The organism is Leifsonia sp. McL0627, from assembly GCF_058244615.1.
This window is the reverse complement of record NZ_JBZCGM010000001.1, coordinates 77,789-94,647: the sequence shown is the minus strand read 5'-3', so window position 1 is coordinate 94,647 and position 16,859 is coordinate 77,789. Positions and strand designations below refer to the sequence as shown.

Below are 16,859 nucleotides of genomic sequence, written 5' to 3'. Positions count from 1 at the left end.
GCGACCGCCTCCGCGTCGCGATGCGCGAAGAATGCGGCGCCCACCGCAGAGCCCAGCGCGATCCCCACGTTGAGCACGACGACGAAAGCGCCGGCCGCGAGTGCGCGGAGTGCGGGGGACGCGGCGCGCGTCACGCGCGCCTGGAACAGCGGAGGCAGGCCGCCGATCCCGAAACCGATCAGCGTCACGCCCGCGACGGCGGAGCCGGTGGCCGCGGGTGTCAGCAGGGCCACCAGGACGAGAGAGCTCCCGGCGGGGATCGCGGCGACCACAGCAAGGAGCGCCGCTCGCGGCCAGCGGTCGCCCAGGACGCCACTGAGCAGGATGCCGAGTGCGCCGGCGGCGCCCGCTGCGAGGAGGACGCCGCTCGCCGCCTGACGCGTGAAACCGATGCGCTCGACGAGCACGGGGACGATGTATCCGTACAGGGTCATATACCCCGTCAGCAGAAGTGCTCCGGCCGCCAGCAGGGTCAGGACGCCACGAGCGGACGCGTCGAGGCGGACCCTCCGGGCTCGCTCGGCCGACGTGCCCGGCTGGCGGGGGAGCCAGCGGGCCACGACCGCGGCGGCGACGGCGAGGGCAAGTGCGACCGCCACGAAGGCCGTCGGCCACGCGCCGAGTGCCGCCAGGTATGCGCCGATGGGCACGCCGAGCACCGAGGCCAGCGTCCCGCCGCCCAGCACGACCGCCATCGCGCGCCCGATGCGGTCCGGCGAGACCAGCGTCGGGACGTATCCGAGGATCACAGCCCACGCCAGCGCGGCCAGCACGGCCGAGACGATTCGCCCCACCACGACGACCGCGAACACGGGAACGACAGCGATCACCAGGCTGGCGACGGCGAAGAGGCCGAGCGTGGCGATCAGCAGCGGCTTCCGCGGCAACCGCGACGTGAGGCGGACCACCGGGACGGTCCCGATGACGATGGCCGCCGCCCAGACAGTGGCCAGCGATCCGATCGCGGACGGACCGACGCCGAGCGTCGCCGACATCCCCAGCATCACAGCGGGCGGAAGCAACTCGGCGGTGACGGAGGCGAAGACGGCGAACCCGAGAGCGGCGAGGACGAACCACGGCGTGCGTCGCGTGACGGCCTGATCGGCGAGCTGAATCTGTTCCATGTGGTGAACGCTAAACTCTGACATCAATGTGAAGGTCAAGCCCCAGGGAGTTCAGCGTGAAGATCGGAGACGTGTCCAGCAGGACCGGGGTCGCTCCCCGTCTGCTGCGCTACTACGAGGAACAGGACCTGATCACCGCGACCCGGTCGCCGAACGGTTACCGTGACTTCCCGGAGGAGACCGTGGAACGCGTGAACCAGGTGCGCGGACTGCTCCAGGCGGGCCTCACGACGCGGCTCATCCGCATCCTGTTCGACATGGACGGCGTGAAGGGGACGGAGCTGGCGGCGGACTGCACGCGCAGGGTCGCGGAGGAGATCGGCAAGGAGCTCGCCGGTATCGAGGACCGCATCGCGTGCCTGTCCAGGAGCAGGAACACGATGCGGTCTTGGCTGGACACCGCGGGCTTCCCCGCGGACACGGTCGCGCGCTGACGGAGGACTCTGTCGATGGTCCCCGGCACCTGACGGTCGGGAAAGCGTTAGGACTTCGCCCGGGGCCGTATGGATTCCGTGAGGACCGCGCATCCTGGCTGCAGCAACGCGTTGGATGAGGCGTGGTTCTGGCAGAGCGCCAGACCACGGCGGCTCGTCTCAACGACGGGACGCCTGACCCGGATGGAGAAGTTCCGTGTTGGACCTCATTTGCGTTGCGGGGATTCTCGCGCTCGGCGCGATCGTCGCCCTGGTCGGTCGAGGGGTGGAGAAGCTGTGATCGTTTTCAATCTGCTGGCGGCTGTCCTGGCCGTCGCAGCGATCGCCTACCTCGTGTACGCCCTGGTGAAGCCGGAGAAGTTCTGAGATGACGTTCTGGCTTTTCGTGGCGCAACTCGCCACCCTCGTCCTGCTGCTCGCCGTAGCGTATCGGCCGTTGGGCGACTACATGGCCGCGACGTTCGCGTCGCGGAAGGACCTCAGGGTCGAGCGCGGCTTCTACCGGCTGATCGGCGTCGACTCCCGGGTCGAGCAGAGCTGGCCGGTCTACCTGCGCAGCGTCCTGGCGTTCTCGATCCTCGGCGTCCTGCTGGTCTACGCGCTCCAGCGGGCGCAGGCGATCCTGCCGTCCTCGCTCGGTCTACCCGCCGTGCCGGAAGGGCTGTCGTTCAACACCGCGATCTCGTTCGTCACGAACACCAACTGGCAGTCGTACTCGCCGGAGACGACCGTCGGATACACAGTGCAACTCGCCGGACTCGCCGTGCAGAACGTCCTGTCCGCGGCCGTCGGCCTGGCCATCGCGATCACCCTGGTCCGCGGGTTCGCCGCGCACCGGTCGGGCACCATCGGCAACTTCTGGGTGGACCTGACCCGCGCGGTCCTGCGGATCCTGCTGCCGCTCGCAGCGGTCTTCGCGGTCATCCTGATCGTCGGCGGCGTCGTTCAGAACTTCAACGGCTTCGAGCACGTCACGACGCTCACCGGCGGAACGGCGACGATCCCGGGCGGCCCCGTGGCGTCGCAGGAGGCGATCAAGCTCCTCGGCAACAACGGCGGCGGCTTCTTCAACGCCAACTCCGCGCATCCGTTCGAGAACCCGACGGCGTGGACCAACCTCGTCGAGATCTTCCTGATGCTGCTGATCCCGTTCTCGCTGCCCCGCACCTTCGGCAAGATGGTCGGCGACAACCGCCAGGGCTACGCGATCCTCGGCGCGATGGCCACGATCTTCCTCGTATCCCTGGTGGCACTGACCCTGTTCGAGCTGCAGGGAGGCGGCACGGCGACCCAGGCGGCCGGAGCGGCCCTGGAGGGCAAGGAGCAGCGCTTCGGCGTCCTCGGGTCGACCCTGTTCGGCACGACGAGCACGCTCACCTCGACCGGCGCGGTCAACTCGATGCACGACAGTTTCACGCCGCTCGGCGGGATGATGACGATGCTCAACATGATGACCGGCGAGGTCGCGCCGGGCGGGATCGGCGCCGGTCTGTACGGCATCCTGATCATCGCCGTCATCTCAGTGTTCCTGGCCGGTCTCATGGTCGGGCGCACCCCGGAGTATCTCGGCAAGAAGGTCGGGTCGCGGGAGATCAAGCTCGCGAGCCTCTACATCCTGATCACGCCGACCCTCGTGCTCGTCGGAACCGGCCTCAGCTTCGCGATCCCCGCGATCAGGGACAACATCGAGAAGGTCTCGATCCTGAATCCCGGTCAGCACGGCTTCTCCGAGGTGCTCTACGCGTTCACCTCCGCCGCGAACAACAACGGGTCGGCGTTCGCGGGGCTGACGGCGAACACGCCGTGGCTGAACGCGGCGCTCGGCGCCGCCATGTTCCTCGGCCGGTTCCTGCCGATCGTCTTCGTGCTCGCCCTCGCCGGGTCCCTCGCCGCTCAGGACAAGGTGCCGGCCACCTCCGGCACGCTTCCGACGCACCGGCCGTTGTTCGTCGCCTTCGTGGTCGGCGTGGTCGTCATCGTCGCCGCACTCACCTATTTCCCCGTTCTCGCGCTGGGTCCCCTGGCGGAAGGGCTTCACTGAAAATGTCCACACTCACCACTACCGCGGCCGGCCGCGATCAGCACGATCAGGCCGGGAAGGCGCCGCAGGGCGCGTTCAGCGTCCGCCAACTGCTCAACGGGCTCCCCGGTGCGTTCCGCAAACTCGACCCGAGGGACCTGTGGCACAACCCGGTCATGTTCATCGTGGAGGTCGGGGCGGCGCTCACGACCGTCCTCGCCATCGCCCAGCCGTTCCTCGGCGAGCAGAAGTCCGGCGGATCGACCGTCACCCTGGCCTTCACCTGGTCGATCGCCATCTGGCTCTGGCTCACCGTGCTGTTCGCCACGCTCGCCGAATCGGTGGCGGAGGGCCGCGGCAAGGCGCAGGCGGCCAGCCTGCGGAAGACCCGCACCACGACCATCGCCAACCGGGTGGACGTTTATGACGACATCGCGGATGCGGCGGCCCTCGGAGCGGCCGTCAGCCAGGTCGCCTCGGCCGAGCTGCGGCTCGGCGACGTGGTGGTCGTCGTGGCCGGGGAGCTGATCCCGGGAGACGGCGACATCGTCTGGGGCATCGCCTCCGTCGACGAATCGGCCATCACCGGTGAGTCCGCTCCCGTCGTGCGCGAGTCCGGCGGCGACCGCAGCGCGGTGACCGGCGGCACCAGGGTGCTCTCCGACCGCATCGTGGTGCGGATCACCAGCAAGCCGGGCGAGACGTTCGTCGACAGGATGATCCGGCTGGTCGAGGGTGCGTCGCGCCAGAAGACGCCCAACGAGATCGCCCTGAACATCCTGCTCGCCGCGCTGACGATCATCTTCGTGGTGGTCGTGCTGATCCTCGGCCCGACGGCCGGTTTCGCGGATGCGGCCCCCAGCGTCCCGGTGCTCGTCGCCCTGCTGGTCTGCCTGATCCCGACCACGATCGGCGCCCTGCTCTCAGCCATCGGCATCGCGGGCATGGACCGGCTGGTCCAGCACAACGTGCTCGCCATGTCCGGTCGCGCCGTCGAGGCGGCGGGCGACGTCACCACCCTGCTGCTCGACAAGACGGGCACCATCACCTACGGCAACAGGCAGGCCGCCGAGTTCACCGCCGTGGAGGGGGTGGACCCGTCTGCGCTGGTCAGGGCGGCGGCGCTCGCCTCGCTGAGCGACCCGACGCCGGAGGGCTCGTCGGTGGTCTCCCTCGCCGCCCAGCTCGGCTACGCCCACGAGGGCGACATCGACGGAGAGGTCGTGCCGTTCACGGCACAGACCAGGATGAGCGGCGTCGACTTCGCCGACGGCTCCCAGGTGCGCAAAGGGGCGACGTCGATGGTCGTCGCGTGGGCGCAGGAGTCCGCTCGTGTTCCGTCGACCATCCTGAGCGACCTGGACGAGAAGGTGCTGCGCATCTCCGAGGCCGGAGGGACGCCGCTCGCCGTCGCCACGAAGTCCGCGACGGGAGAGTCGACGATCCTCGGTGCTATCTACCTCAAGGACATCGTCAAGACCGGCCTGTCGGAGCGGTTCGCCGACCTGCGCAGGATGGGCATCCGGACCGTGATGATCACCGGCGACAACCCGGTGACCGCACAGGCGATCGCGCAGGAGGCCGGCGTCGACGACTTCCTCGCGGAAGCCACCCCCGAGGACAAGCTGGCGCTCATCAGGAAGGAGCAGGAGGGCGGCAACCTCGTCGCGATGACCGGTGACGGCACCAACGACGCCCCGGCCCTCGCCCAGGCGGACGTCGGTGTGGCGATGAACACGGGAACGTCGGCGGCGAAGGAGGCGGGCAACATGGTCGACCTCGACTCGGACCCGACCAAGCTCATCGACATCGTCCGCATCGGCAAGCAGCTGCTCATCACCCGCGGCGCCCTCACGACGTTCTCCATCGCGAACGACGTGGCGAAGTACTTCGCGATCATCCCGGCGATGTTCGTCGGGGTCTTCCCCGGGTTGCAGACGCTGAACATTATGCAGCTGCACTCGTCGTCGTCGGCGATCCTGTCCGCGGTGATCTTCAACGCGATCATCATCGTCATCCTCATCCCGCTCGCGCTCCGCGGCGTGCGCTACCGGGCATCGTCGGCGTCCGCTCTGCTGCGCAGCAACCTGCTGATCTACGGGCTCGGCGGGATCATCGCCCCCTTCATCGGAATCAAGCTGATCGACCTGGTCGTCAGCCTGATCCCCGGATTCTAGAAGTCAGGAAACGGAAGTCATCATGAACGCCTCAACACGAGGAACCGGCCGCCAGTACTGGGTCGCCCTGCGAGCGCTGCTCATCCTCACGGTCGTGGTCGGCGTCGTCTATCCGCTCGTGATCACCGGGATCGGACAGCTCGCCCTGCCCGTCCAGGCCAACGGCTCCTCCGTCACCTCGCAGGGCGCGGTGGTCGGGTCGAGCCTGATCGGGCAATCGTTCACAGACGCGAAAGGGAACCCGCTGCCGCAGTGGTTCCAGTCCCGGCCATCGGCGGCAGGGACCGGCTACGACGGCGGCGCCTCCAGCGGCAGCAACCTCGGGCCGAACAACCCTGACCTGCTGAAGGCGATCCAGGACCGCAAGCAGGTCATCGAGAAGGTCGACGGCGTCGGTTCAACCCAGATCCCGGCGGACGCGGTCACCGCCTCCGGATCCGGCCTCGACCCGCACATCTCGCCCGCCTACGCGCGACTCCAGGTGGATGCGGTGGCGAAAGCCCGCGGGATCAGCAGCGCGAGCGTGCAGAGACTGGTGGAGGCGCACATCCAGCAGCGCGACCTCGGCTACCTCGGCGAGCCCACCGTCAACGTGCTCCAGCTCAACCTCGCGCTGTCGGCGATGGATCCCGGCGGGGACAAGTAGGCACGGGCGTATTCGTGTTGGTGACGTCTAGCTGAGACACTGAGTTGCCGCAGGAAGCTCGCTAGCAATTAGCTGCATGGCCTTCGCTTCAGGAAGCACACGTATGGCCGGAGCGTACGGCGTTTCGGGGTTCCCAGGCCTTCCAAACAGTCCAGGAAAACACGAGATGTTCCCGTCGTATCACTGATGAACGCGCCAGCAGCGAAAGGACAAAGCATGCGGCCTGCACAGAGATGGACCCTGCACATAGCGGCCCTCGCGGTGGGGATACCGGCATTGACTCGATCAATTGTTGAGACCGTCAACGGGAAGAATCCCCTGACGTTGTGGCTTATCGCGTTGATCATCGTCCTCCTCCTGACCGCTGCGATATATGTCGGGATCGGGTTCAGCGCAATGGCGCAGACGAAAGCGGTCCGTGCGCTTCACCCGAACGCGAAGGTATACGCATTCACGGGAGGAAGCAGCGTATGGGAAGCGCTCACCCCGGAGCCAACCCGTGCATCCACTCCACTCAAGCTTGGAGTCATTGAGATTGGGCAAGACGAAATGCGCGTGTGGCACGGAACGGGCTACCCGGAATTGGTCGCCACGATTCCATACACCTCAATATCGTCGATCGAGAGCCAGGACATCCGAGATGGCCTTCGCCTGACCAGAAAGCTCGTCTTTGCATTGCAGAACACTCGGCACCAGTCAATTGCGATAACAATCATGCGCCCCCGATCGCTCTTCGCCCGCGCAGCGCCCGCGTCGACCGTCGATGACGTGGCTGCAACGCTTGGGCTGAAGACGGCGCACAAGGCCACGTAGCCGGAAGTTGCGTGGCGGATTCGCGTAATGCACGGTGCTCGGCGAGGTACGTGTGCGTAATGGATCCCGGCGGGGACAAGTAGGCGCGGGCGGCTACAGCAGCGGCCGCACGCTCCCGTATCCGTCGGCCACCAGCGTGGACGGAGTGTCGTAGACGCGGGTCTCCCGCGACGGCTCGGCGTACCTGCTCCATCCTGGGTCGCCGGTTGCGATGAACGCGACGGCGGCTCCGTGGACCTCGTCCGCGAGAGCCTGTGGCGGATTGGGGCCGGCGAGCGGCTCGATGGCGACGGGGGAGTCGAGGCAGTCGAAGAAGAACGGGACGTCGATGCAGTGCTCGGCGAAGCCGAACACACCGGACGGCCAGGAGAAGCGGTACACCCAGGTCGGGGCGTCGCCGCGCGTGGCGATCGTGCGCAGGAGCGCCTTCCGGAACATCAGGTCGGTGAGGAAGCGGCCGCCGATGCGCGCCGTGCCCTTCTTGGCCACGTCGGCGTTGGCCGCGAGGTACGGCTTCATCGCGGTCTTCGGCATCCCGAGTTTGCGCAGCAGGAACGACTTCGGCACCCAGCGCAGCTTCTGCGCGTTCTCGGAGAAGATCATCGAGAACTCGTCGTCGGTCGCGCCGATCACCAGCGGCTTGTCCGCGCCGACGCCGGCGGAGAACGACTCGTCGGTCCGGCGGAGGATGAGCTCGCCGTCGATGGTCGGGCCGAGCCCGAGGCCGTCCTTGATCACGCTGGTGAAGGTCTCGGCCGTCATCGCCGTCGCCTTCTTCTGCGCCTCCAGGATGCGGTCCTCGCTGAGCGTGGCGAAGCCCGCCCTCGTGGGTTCGACCCCGAGCGCGGCGGCCAGTTCGCGGCCGAACGTCTCGCTGCGCTCCGGGGTGACGTCGGCGGTCGCCCCGGAGATCGAGTAGACGCGGTGGAACAAGTGCTGCGCCGCCTCCATCCCGAGCAGCGTCTGCACCGCGCCGCCTCCGGCCGACTGCCCGGCGATGGTGACGCTGGCCGGGTCGCCGCCGAACACGGCGATGTTGTCGCGCACCCACTCCAGGGCGAGCATCCAGTCGCGGACGCCGCGGTTCGACGGGGCGTCCGCGATCCAGCCGAAACCGTCGAAGCCCAGGCGGTAGGAGATCGACACGGTGACGACGCCATCGCGGTTGAACCGGCGACCGTCGTACCAGGGGCTTGCGGGGGATCCGGCGAAGTATCCTCCGCCGTGGATCCAGACGAGCACGGGCAATCCGGCGCCGTCGGCGGCCGCGATGGGGGATGGCGTGAAGACGTTCACGTTCAGCGTCGACTCGCCGGGCACGCTCGGCTCGGGGATGAGCGTGACTCCGGGGTCTCCGCGCTGCGGGGTCGGGCCGAATTCGAGCGCGTCGAGCACGCCGTCCCAGCGTGCTTTCGGCACGGGGGCGGCGAAGCGCAGCTCACCGACGGGCGGCTCGGCGAACGGGATGCCGAGGAACGCCGCCGAGGCGTCGGCGTCGGCAGGCTCGCCTCGCCACACACCGCGCACCCGGCCAGCGAGGGTGTCGACCTCGACGTAGCGGGTGCTGCCGGTCACGGGGTCATCCTCGCGGACGGTCTCGGTCATGCTGCTCCTTCGATGGATGTTCGGGGCCGACGCGCAGGCTTGCCGGCGTCTTTGGCGAGGAGTGGGGCGAACGCCCACCAGATCAATGTGGCGACCGACGCCCCCGCCACGAGGCCGATGATGCAATCGGAGAGCCAGTGCGCGTTGATGAAGGTGCGCTGCCAGACCATGCCGATCGCGACGAGTGTACCGATGATCCACCAGATCCAGCGGCGGCCTGCGGGGATGAGGGCGGCAATGGCGACGACGGCGAACCCGGCGGTCACGGCGTGGCCGGAGGGCAGGGAGCCGTGGTCGACCTGGAACAGCGGGCCGTACAGTCCGGCCTCCTGGTCGTCTGCCGGGCGGGGCCGGTTGACGAGGTTCTTGACGAGCTGCGCGGCGAACGTGGTCGCGATCATGGCGGTGAAGAAGAAGAGCGCAGACCGCCAGCGCCGCACGCAGAGCAGGGCGATCGGGATGAGGAGCGCAAGGACGATGGTTCCCGGAATCTCGCCGAGATACTGGAAGAACATCGGGAACGGCGCCGTCTCCGGCCCGTGCGCAGAGCCGACGAGCCGCCGCCAGGCGTCGTCTATCGCCTGCGTGAACGGATGCGCGGGGTTCTGCGCGACGATGGCCGCGAACGCCACGAAGACGGCGATGCCGACGATGGCCGTGACCAGTTGCGCTCGGGAGCGACTGAGTGGCGTGCCGGTGCTGCCGAGCGTGCCTTCTGGGGTCGTTGACATCGTCGTCATGGTGTCCTCTCGTCGTCGCTCGAAGGGCGATCGACGAATACCGTATAGCGCTCTGTTTTTAAAAGCAAACAATGCACGCTTTTAGCAGACTCAGTCCGCGGTCAGTCGCTCCCAGAGGTACTGGATGTGCGCGGCCATGTCGATCGAGTCGTCGAGCATCCACTGGGTTTGCAGGCCGTCGGTGGCGGCGGCGAGCAGGGCGGAGGCGCGATCGGCGTCCAGGGTGGCGGGCAGTTCGCCCGCGTCCTGCGCCGCCCGGATGAACCCGGCGACTGCCGAGCGGTAGTGCTCGTATCGTTCGCGGAAGAACGCCTGCGCCGGGTGGTCCGGCTCCGCCGCCTCGACCGAGAGCTGGGCGTAGAGCTGCACCAGGCCGGGCACCTCGGCGTTGTGCCGCAGCAGGTTCGTCAGGCCGGCGATGAAGGCGGAGGGGCTGGGGGTGGCGTCGATGTCGAGGCCGACCGAATCCACAGCGTCGCGCTTCTGCAGGATTGCGGCGAACAGCTCCTCCTTGGTGCCGAAGTAGTGCAGCAGTCCGGCCTGGCTCAGACCGACCTCCGCGGCGAGCTCACGGACGGACGTCTTCCGGTAGCCGTTGCGCGCGATCACGTCGAGGGCCCTGGTGAGGATCTCCTCGCGTTTCGCGATGCCTTTCGCGTACGAACCCCGTGCTGCCATCTCGTGATCCTATCCCCCAGCCTGCTCGCTTGTTACTCAAAACAGAATGTTGTACGGTTTTTAGAATTTCGTCGAGGAGGACATGTGAACGCTGTTGATGAGACGTACCGGGATGCCACGCTGCCGGTCGCAGAACGGGTGGAGAACCTGCTCGCGCAGATGACCATCGAGGAGAAGGCAGGGCTCTTCTTCCACACCATGATCACCATGGGGGAAGACGGCGAACTGGCCGGCCCCAACCCCACCTTCGGGATGCCCGGCACCAGCGAGTACGTGGTCGACAAGCACCTGAACCACCTCAACCTCTTCGGCCCTGCGCCGAGTGGGCGCCTCGTCGCCGAATGGCACAACCGCATCCAGGAGCTCGCTGCGAGCACCCGGCTCGGCATCCCGATGACCATCTCCACCGACCCGCGCCACCACTTCAGCGAGAACCCGGGCGCCGCCATGCTGGCCGGCGCGTTCTCGCAGTGGCCGGAGGCGCTCGGCTTCGGCGCCATCGGCGACGAAGACCTCGTCGAGACGTTCGGCGACATCGCGCGCCAGGAGTACACCGCCGTCGGCCTCCGGGTCGCACTGCACCCGCAGATCGACCTGGCCACCGAGCCCCGCTGGTCGCGCCAGGTCTCGACGTTCGGCGAGAACGCCGAGCTGACCAGCAAGCTCGGGGCCGCGTACATCCGCGGGTTCCAGGGCGGCGAGCTGGGCGGCGAGTCCGTCGCCACCATGACCAAGCACTTCCCCGGCGGCGGACCGCAGAAGGACGGAGAGGACCCGCACTTCGCCTACGGCCGCGAGCAGGTCTACCCCGGCGGCCGGTTCGAGGAGCACCTGAAGCCGTTCGAGGCCGCGCTCGCCGCCGGCGCCAGCCAGATCATGCCCTACTACGGGATGCCGGTCGGCACCGAATACGAAGAGGTCGGCTTCGGCTTCAACAAGTCGGTCATCACCGCCCTGCTGCGCGAGCGCTTCGGCTTCGACGGGATCGTCTGCACCGACTGGGGTCTGCTCAGCGACTCCGTGGTGATGGGTGAGCCGTTCCCCGCCCGCGCCTGGGGCGTCGAAGGCCTCTCGGTCGAGGACAGGATGGTCAAGGCCATCGAGGCGGGCGTCGACCAGTTCGGCGGGGAAGACATCCCGGAGGTGCTGGTCGAACTCGTCCGTTCGGGCCGCGTCTCGGAGGAGCGCATCGACGAGTCCGCTCGCCGCCTGCTCCGCGAGAAGTTCGTGCTCGGACTCTTCGACAGCCCCTTGGTGGATGCGGACCTGGCCGACTCCATCGTCGGTCGCGCCGACTTCGTGGAGGCGGGAGAGGCCGCCCAGCGGGCGTCGATCACCGTGCTCTCGCACGGCGACGGAACCCCCACTCTGCCGCTGACCCGCGGCGTCCGGGTGTACGTCGAAGGCATCGCCCCCGAGGTGGCGGCTGCGTACGGCGAGGTCGTCGACTCCCCGGAGCAGGCGGACGTCGCGATCGTGCGCGTGGGCGCTCCGTACGAGGTGCGCGGAACGTTCTTCGAGAATTTCTTCCACGCGGGATCGCTCGAATTCGACGCGGAGCAGATCGAGAGGATCACGGCGCTCGCGAAGGTCGTGCCGACCGTGCTGGACGTGTTCCTCGACCGCGCGGCGGTGCTGACCCCGTTCCACGGTGTCACGGCGCTGGTCGGCGACTTCGGAGCATCCGGTGCTGCAGTGCTGGACGTGCTGTTCGGCGCCGTTCCCGCCCAGGGGAGGCTGCCGATCGAGCTGCCGTCCAGCATGAGGGCGGTGGAGGACAGCCGCCCGGACGTGGCGTCGGACACCGCAGACCCGCTGTTCCCGTTCGGTCACGGCCTGACGATCGGCTAGGCGCGTTCCTCGTCGCCCCGGCAGGCTCAGACCGCCGGAGGCGGGGCGACGAGACGCCCGGTGATGAGCGCGCCGTGGAACGTGCGCGTCGCGACCAGCAGCCACGCGGCGACGAGCCCGGCGAAGAGCACGACGGCCAGCACCGCGAGCGCGTCGTCGCCCGTGGCCGCCGCGAGTCCGGAGACGCCGGTGACGACGGTGCCGACCGGGAACGTGAACGACCACCAGGTGAGGGCGAACGGCATCCCGTGGCGAGCGGTGCTGACCGTGATCGCGGCGGCGATCGCCGCCCACAGGAGGGCGAAACCGAGCACGGGGACGCCGAAGACGACGCCGAAGAGTTCGAGGGCGTGCGCCGTCGACCCGTCGACGACGAGGTGCGCGTTCCGTCCCAGCGACGTGGCTGCCGTGATCGACTGCCCGAGCGGACCGAGCACGATCCACAGCGTCGGCACCATCGCGGCCGCACCGACCTTGTGCCTGGCGAGCCTGCCCCAGAGCTGCGGGATGATGACGAGCGCCGCCAGCAGGCTGGCGCCGAACATCGCGTAACAGGCCAGCATCAGCGTCAGCCGGGGCTGACCGGCTGGGGCGTACGGCAGGAGCAGCGCGCCCGTCGCCGCCGAGACCATTGGAGGCACGACCGGCATCAGCCAGCCGCCGAAGGCCGAATCCTCCCGCACGTCGTGCCTGGTGAACACCAGAAACGGGATGGCGACGGCGGAGACTAGCCCGAGCACAGTGCCCGCTATCCAGAGCACGGAGGCGATCACCACCGCGTTCGCCTCGCCGAGCACAGCGCGCCCGAAGATCAGCGTCCCGGCTCCCACGGTGAGCAGCGCCATCGGCGGGGCGCCGTAGAAGTGCGCCATCACCGGATGCGCGTGGTGGCGTTCCGCGGTCGCGCGGAAGCGGACCCAGTGGGCGACCGTGGCGGCCACGAGTGCCACGAGGAGGAGTGCCGCGAGCATCCAGACGATCGTCGCAGCCACGCGCAACGCCGGGAACTGCAGGGGAAGCGTCGCCGTGGCGTTCGCCACGATGCCCGTGCCCATCACCGCCGCGAACCAGTTGGGCGTGATGTTGGACAGCGCGAGTCCCGGTCGCTCCAACTCGCGGAACAGTGCTGTCGTGCCCATGCCGTCGTCTCCTTCTCGATCCTGGCTTCCACGATGCCGGTCGGGGGGCGCGCCGGAGTAGAGCAGTATCGTTGGCGGGGTACAAGCATTCGTTGTGAACGGAGCCAGATGGACGACCTGCGGAATCTGCGCGTCCTCGCGGCGGTGGCGCGGACGGGAAGCATGACGAGGGCGGGCGAAGCGCTCGGGATGAGTCAGCAAGCCGCGTCGCAGCGCATCCGGCTGCTGGAGCGGCAGCTCGGCGTCGCGTTGCTGGTGCGTTCGCCGCGCGGGAGCACGCTGACAGAGACGGCCGCGCTGATCGCCGGCTGGGCGGACGAGGCGCTCGCCGCGGCCGACCGGTTCGACGAGCTGGTCGCGGTGATCGGCGACACGGCGTCCGCCGAGCTCTCCGTCGCGGCCAGTCTCACGATCGCCGAACACCTGGTGCCGTTGTGGCTCAGCGCGTTCACGCGGCGGAGACCGGACGCCAGGGTGCGGCTGGTGGCCGCGAACAGCACCGCCGTCGTCGAGGCGGTGCTGGACGGCGCGGTGCGACTCGGCTTCATCGAGGCTCCGATGGTTCCGGCCGGGCTTCGATCCAGGGTGATCGCCTCCGACGAACTCGTGGTCGTGGTCTCACCCGATCACGCGTGGGCGGCGCGGTCTCGCGGAATCACTCCGGCGGAACTCGCTCGGACGTCGCTGATCCAGCGGGAGGCGGGGTCCGGCACCAGGGCGGCACTGGATGCGGCGTTGCGCACGGTCTCGGCTGTGGAACCGGCAGCGTCCGCTCCGGCCGCCGAACTGCCGACGTCGGCGGCGATCACCTCGCTGGCGCGCACCGGCTACGCGCCGGCGGTGCTCAGCATCCTGAGTGTGCGGCAGGACATCGCCTCGGGAGCTCTGGTGCGTGTCCCGATCCGTGGGCTGCACATCACCCGCCCGCTCACCGCGATCTGGACGCAGCACCAGGACCCGGTGGCCCCGGACGTGAGCGAGTTCCTGGCCATCGCCGCAGCGGTGGGTCCAGGCCGCAGGGACCGCGCGGACCGCCAGGCCGGAGCCTGACGGCAGCTGCTGCTCAGACGGCGGCGGCTGCTCAGGCGCCCGCTGTTGCTCAGGCGCCCGCTGTTGCTCAGACGGCAGCGGCGCGTTCCGCCGAGTCGAGGATGACCTCGATGCCGAGGTGGAAGATGTCCTCGTCGCGGAGCGCCTTCAGTTCGGCCGCGACGGAGGCGATGTTCGAGTGCGTGACGGGGTCGACGAGCAGCGGCCCATCGAACCAGGCGTTGCTCGGCGCTCCGCCTGCGGCGTCCGGGTCGCCGCTCGTCGTCGTGCGTCCACGGGCGATGCCCGCCGCTTCGGAGAGCACGTACGACGCGAACAGTGCGTAGTGCCGCACGAGGTCGGCTCCGCTGAGTCCTGCCTCGGCGAAGGCGCCGAGGATGAATTCGATGGTCGTGAGCTCGGCGGGGCCGTTGGTCGTGAGCACCGTCGCCTCGACCGCGATGGCCGGGTGGTCAACGAAGGCGTCGAGGGTGGCGCGGGACAGCAGGCGCAGCCGCTCCCGCCAATCGGCTTCCACCGCGGAGACGCGCGCGAGCGCGATGGCCTGCACGGCGTCGAGGAGCGCTTTCATCAGGTCGTCCTTGGCGCGGAAGTGCCGGTAGACGGCGGTCGGGTCGACGCCGAGCTCTGCGCCCAGGGCGCGGATCGAGATCGCTGCACTGTTCGGGCGTGCGGCGACGTCGAGTCCCGCCCTCACGATCGTGGCCCGATCGAGGCGCTTGGCGTTGGCGTGGTCTGCCCGCGGCTCTGCGTGATTCACATCGTCACCCTACCAAACGACAACAATCGTGTCAGCACTGTTGACATCGGTGTTGTGCGCGCCCTAGCATCGCCCTCAACCCACTCGACGACGAAGGGAACCAGCAACGATGGCGGACGCAGACGTGATTCTGACCGGGGGTCGGATCTTCACCGGCACAGGACAGCCACTGGACGGCCACGCAGTAGTGGTGAGCGAGGGCAGGATCGTCGCGATCGTGCCGCAGGACGCCGTCGACGAGCACCGCGGGTCGCAGACCCAGATCGTCGACCTCGACGGCCGCTTGCTCAGCCCCGGGTTCCAGGATGCGCACATCCACCCGGTCGGCGGCGGCGTCGAACTGCTGCAGTGCTCGCTCTCCGAGTCGGCGGATGCCGCCGAAACCCTGGCACGGATCGCGGCGTACGCGGCGGAGAATCCGGACGGCTGGATCCTCGGCGGCGGCTGGTCGATGGATCACTTCCCGGGAGGCGCGCCCGTCCGTGGCCTGCTCGACGACATCGTCGGCGACCGACCCGTGCTGCTCGCAAGCCGCGACCACCACAGCGTCTGGGCCAGCTCCGCGGCCATCCGTGCGGCCTGGATCGACGCCTCCACCCCCGATCCGGTCGACGGCCGGATCGAGCGAGAGGCCGACGGTCAGCCGGCCGGCACCTTCCACGAGGGCGCGGGCGACCTCTTCGACGCCGTCAAGCCGGTGATCGACGACGACCTGGCATACGCCGGTCTCCTCCGAGCACAGTCCGAACTGCTGAGCCTCGGCATCACCGGCTGGCAGGACGCGATGGTGGGCGTCGTCGCGACGATGCCGTCCAACCTCCCCGCCTACCGTCGTGCGCTCGACGAGGACACCCTCATCGCGCACGTCCGCGGCGCCCAGTGGTGGCAGCGGGACACCGGAGCGGAGCAGATCGCCGGGATGGTCGAGCGTCGCGAGGAGTTCGACAGGCTCGGTGACGACCGGTTCGCGCTCGGCACGGTGAAGATCATGGTCGACGGCGTCGCAGAGAACTTCACGGCGGCGATGTCGCAGCCGTACCTCGACGCGCACGGTCACGACACGTCGAACGCCGGGCTGTCGTTCATCCGCCCCGACCTGCTCGCCGGCTACGTCACCGAGCTCGACAAGCTCGGCTTCCAGGTGCACTTCCACGCCCTGGGCGACCGGGCGGTGGTCGAAGCACTCGACGCCCTCCAGGCCGCACGGGATGCGAACGGCGAGGCCGACCACCGGCACCACCTCGCCCACCTGCAGGTGGTGTCCGAGGAGGACGCAGCCCGCTTCCCCGCCCTCGACGCTGTCGCGAACCTGCAGGCGCTCTGGGCCTGCCACGAGACCCAGCTCGACGAGCTCACCCTGCCGTTCCTGCACGACGAACTGCAGACCAGGCAATACCCGTTCGGCGACCTCGAGCGGGCAGGCACCCGTCTGGCCGCCGGAAGCGACTGGCCGGTGTCGAGCGCCGACCCTCTCGCCGCCATCCATATCGCCGTCAACCGGGTCTCGCCCGGCTCCGGCGACGAACCTCTCGGCGGTGAGCGGCAGCGCCTCGACCTCGAGACCGCGTTCGCCGCGTACACGTCAGGGTCGGCGTACGTGAACCACCGCGACCACGACACCGGATCCATCGCACGGGGATACCGCGCAGACCTCGTGGTGATCGAGCCTGACCCGTTCTCGGTGCCCGCGGACAGCATCCACGCCTGTTCCGTCGTCTCCACCTGGGTCGGCGGCGTGCCGGTGTACGTCCGCGACTGACCCGCGCCGCGCCCTCTCCCATGCACACCCGAACCCCCACCCCCACACAGCGCACGACCCATC

The 16,859-nt window shown here is 68.8% G+C and carries 15 protein-coding genes; 9 read left to right on the top strand and 6 right to left on the bottom strand.

The features are described from left to right. The coding region (locus AC37TH_RS00420; protein ID WP_490762376.1) for an MFS transporter at nt 1-1,124 on the bottom strand (1,124 nt) is incomplete at its 3' end. A gap of 56 nt (nt 1,125-1,180) precedes the next feature. On the opposite strand from AC37TH_RS00420, the gene AC37TH_RS00415 reads away from it, so the two are divergent. The 6 genes from AC37TH_RS00415 to AC37TH_RS00390 all read left to right on the top strand — a co-directional run bounded on the left by AC37TH_RS00415 (nt 1,181) and on the right by AC37TH_RS00390 (nt 7,214). After that, nucleotides 1,181-1,558, top strand: a complete 378-nt coding sequence (locus AC37TH_RS00415; RefSeq protein ID WP_490762375.1) for a MerR family transcriptional regulator — start codon at nt 1,181-1,183, stop codon at nt 1,556-1,558. A gap of 276 nt (nt 1,559-1,834) precedes the next feature. Then, entirely contained in the window at nt 1,835-1,924 is a 90-nt protein-coding gene (locus tag AC37TH_RS00410) for a potassium-transporting ATPase subunit F (RefSeq protein ID WP_490762374.1), read from the top strand. A gap of 1 nt (nt 1,925) precedes the next feature. Continuing rightward, nucleotides 1,926-3,599 (top strand): potassium-transporting ATPase subunit KdpA, encoded by a 1,674-nt coding sequence (gene kdpA, locus AC37TH_RS00405; protein WP_490762373.1) that lies wholly within the window; start codon nt 1,926-1,928, stop codon nt 3,597-3,599. 2 nt (nt 3,600-3,601) lie between these two features. Beyond that, nucleotides 3,602-5,755, top strand: a complete 2,154-nt coding sequence (gene kdpB / locus AC37TH_RS00400; protein ID WP_490762372.1) for a potassium-transporting ATPase subunit KdpB — start codon at nt 3,602-3,604, stop codon at nt 5,753-5,755. Between the two features lie 22 nt (nt 5,756-5,777). After that, nucleotides 5,778-6,401 carry a K(+)-transporting ATPase subunit C gene (gene kdpC / locus AC37TH_RS00395; protein ID WP_490762371.1) on the top strand — a complete coding sequence of 208 codons (624 nt, stop codon included), beginning with the start codon at nt 5,778-5,780 and terminating at the stop codon, nt 6,399-6,401. A 216-nt stretch (nt 6,402-6,617) separates the two neighbouring features. Further along, nucleotides 6,618-7,214, top strand: coding sequence for a hypothetical protein (locus AC37TH_RS00390; protein ID WP_490762370.1), 597 nt, complete (start codon nt 6,618-6,620; stop codon nt 7,212-7,214). Between the two features lie 93 nt (nt 7,215-7,307). Here the strand turns inward: AC37TH_RS00390 and AC37TH_RS00385 are convergent, their stop codons facing one another. The 3 genes from AC37TH_RS00385 to AC37TH_RS00375 all read right to left on the bottom strand — a co-directional run bounded on the left by AC37TH_RS00385 (nt 7,308) and on the right by AC37TH_RS00375 (nt 10,237). Next, nucleotides 7,308-8,819, bottom strand: coding sequence for a carboxylesterase/lipase family protein (locus AC37TH_RS00385; protein ID WP_490762369.1), 1,512 nt, complete (start codon nt 8,817-8,819; stop codon nt 7,308-7,310). Then, on the bottom strand, nt 8,816-9,550 hold the full coding sequence (locus tag AC37TH_RS00380; RefSeq protein WP_490762368.1) for a phosphatase PAP2 family protein: 735 nt from the start codon (nt 9,548-9,550) through the stop codon (nt 8,816-8,818). Before AC37TH_RS00380 ends, AC37TH_RS00385 begins: the two co-directional genes overlap by 4 nt. A gap of 99 nt (nt 9,551-9,649) precedes the next feature. Then, entirely contained in the window at nt 9,650-10,237 is a 588-nt protein-coding gene (locus AC37TH_RS00375; RefSeq protein WP_490762367.1) for a TetR/AcrR family transcriptional regulator, read from the bottom strand. Nucleotides 10,238-10,321: 84 nt separating this feature from the next. Between AC37TH_RS00375 and AC37TH_RS00370 the strand changes: the two genes are divergently transcribed. Next, entirely contained in the window at nt 10,322-12,088 is a 1,767-nt protein-coding gene (locus AC37TH_RS00370; RefSeq protein ID WP_490762366.1) for a glycoside hydrolase family 3 protein, read from the top strand. Between the two features lie 26 nt (nt 12,089-12,114). On the opposite strand, the gene AC37TH_RS00365 is transcribed toward AC37TH_RS00370, so the two are convergent. After that, nucleotides 12,115-13,227 carry a TDT family transporter gene (locus AC37TH_RS00365; protein ID WP_490762365.1) on the bottom strand — a complete coding sequence of 371 codons (1,113 nt, stop codon included), beginning with the start codon at nt 13,225-13,227 and terminating at the stop codon, nt 12,115-12,117. A gap of 108 nt (nt 13,228-13,335) precedes the next feature. On the opposite strand from AC37TH_RS00365, the gene AC37TH_RS00360 reads away from it, so the two are divergent. Further along, nucleotides 13,336-14,277, top strand: a complete 942-nt coding sequence (locus AC37TH_RS00360) for a LysR family transcriptional regulator (RefSeq protein ID WP_490762364.1) — start codon at nt 13,336-13,338, stop codon at nt 14,275-14,277. Nucleotides 14,278-14,344: 67 nt separating this feature from the next. On the opposite strand, the gene AC37TH_RS00355 is transcribed toward AC37TH_RS00360, so the two are convergent. Continuing rightward, on the bottom strand, nt 14,345-15,037 hold the full coding sequence (locus AC37TH_RS00355) for a TetR/AcrR family transcriptional regulator (protein ID WP_490762363.1): 693 nt from the start codon (nt 15,035-15,037) through the stop codon (nt 14,345-14,347). 109 nt (nt 15,038-15,146) lie between these two features. Between AC37TH_RS00355 and AC37TH_RS00350 the strand changes: the two genes are divergently transcribed. Further along, nucleotides 15,147-16,796, top strand: a complete 1,650-nt coding sequence (locus tag AC37TH_RS00350; RefSeq protein WP_490762362.1) for an amidohydrolase — start codon at nt 15,147-15,149, stop codon at nt 16,794-16,796. Nucleotides 16,797-16,859 lie beyond the last annotated feature (63 nt).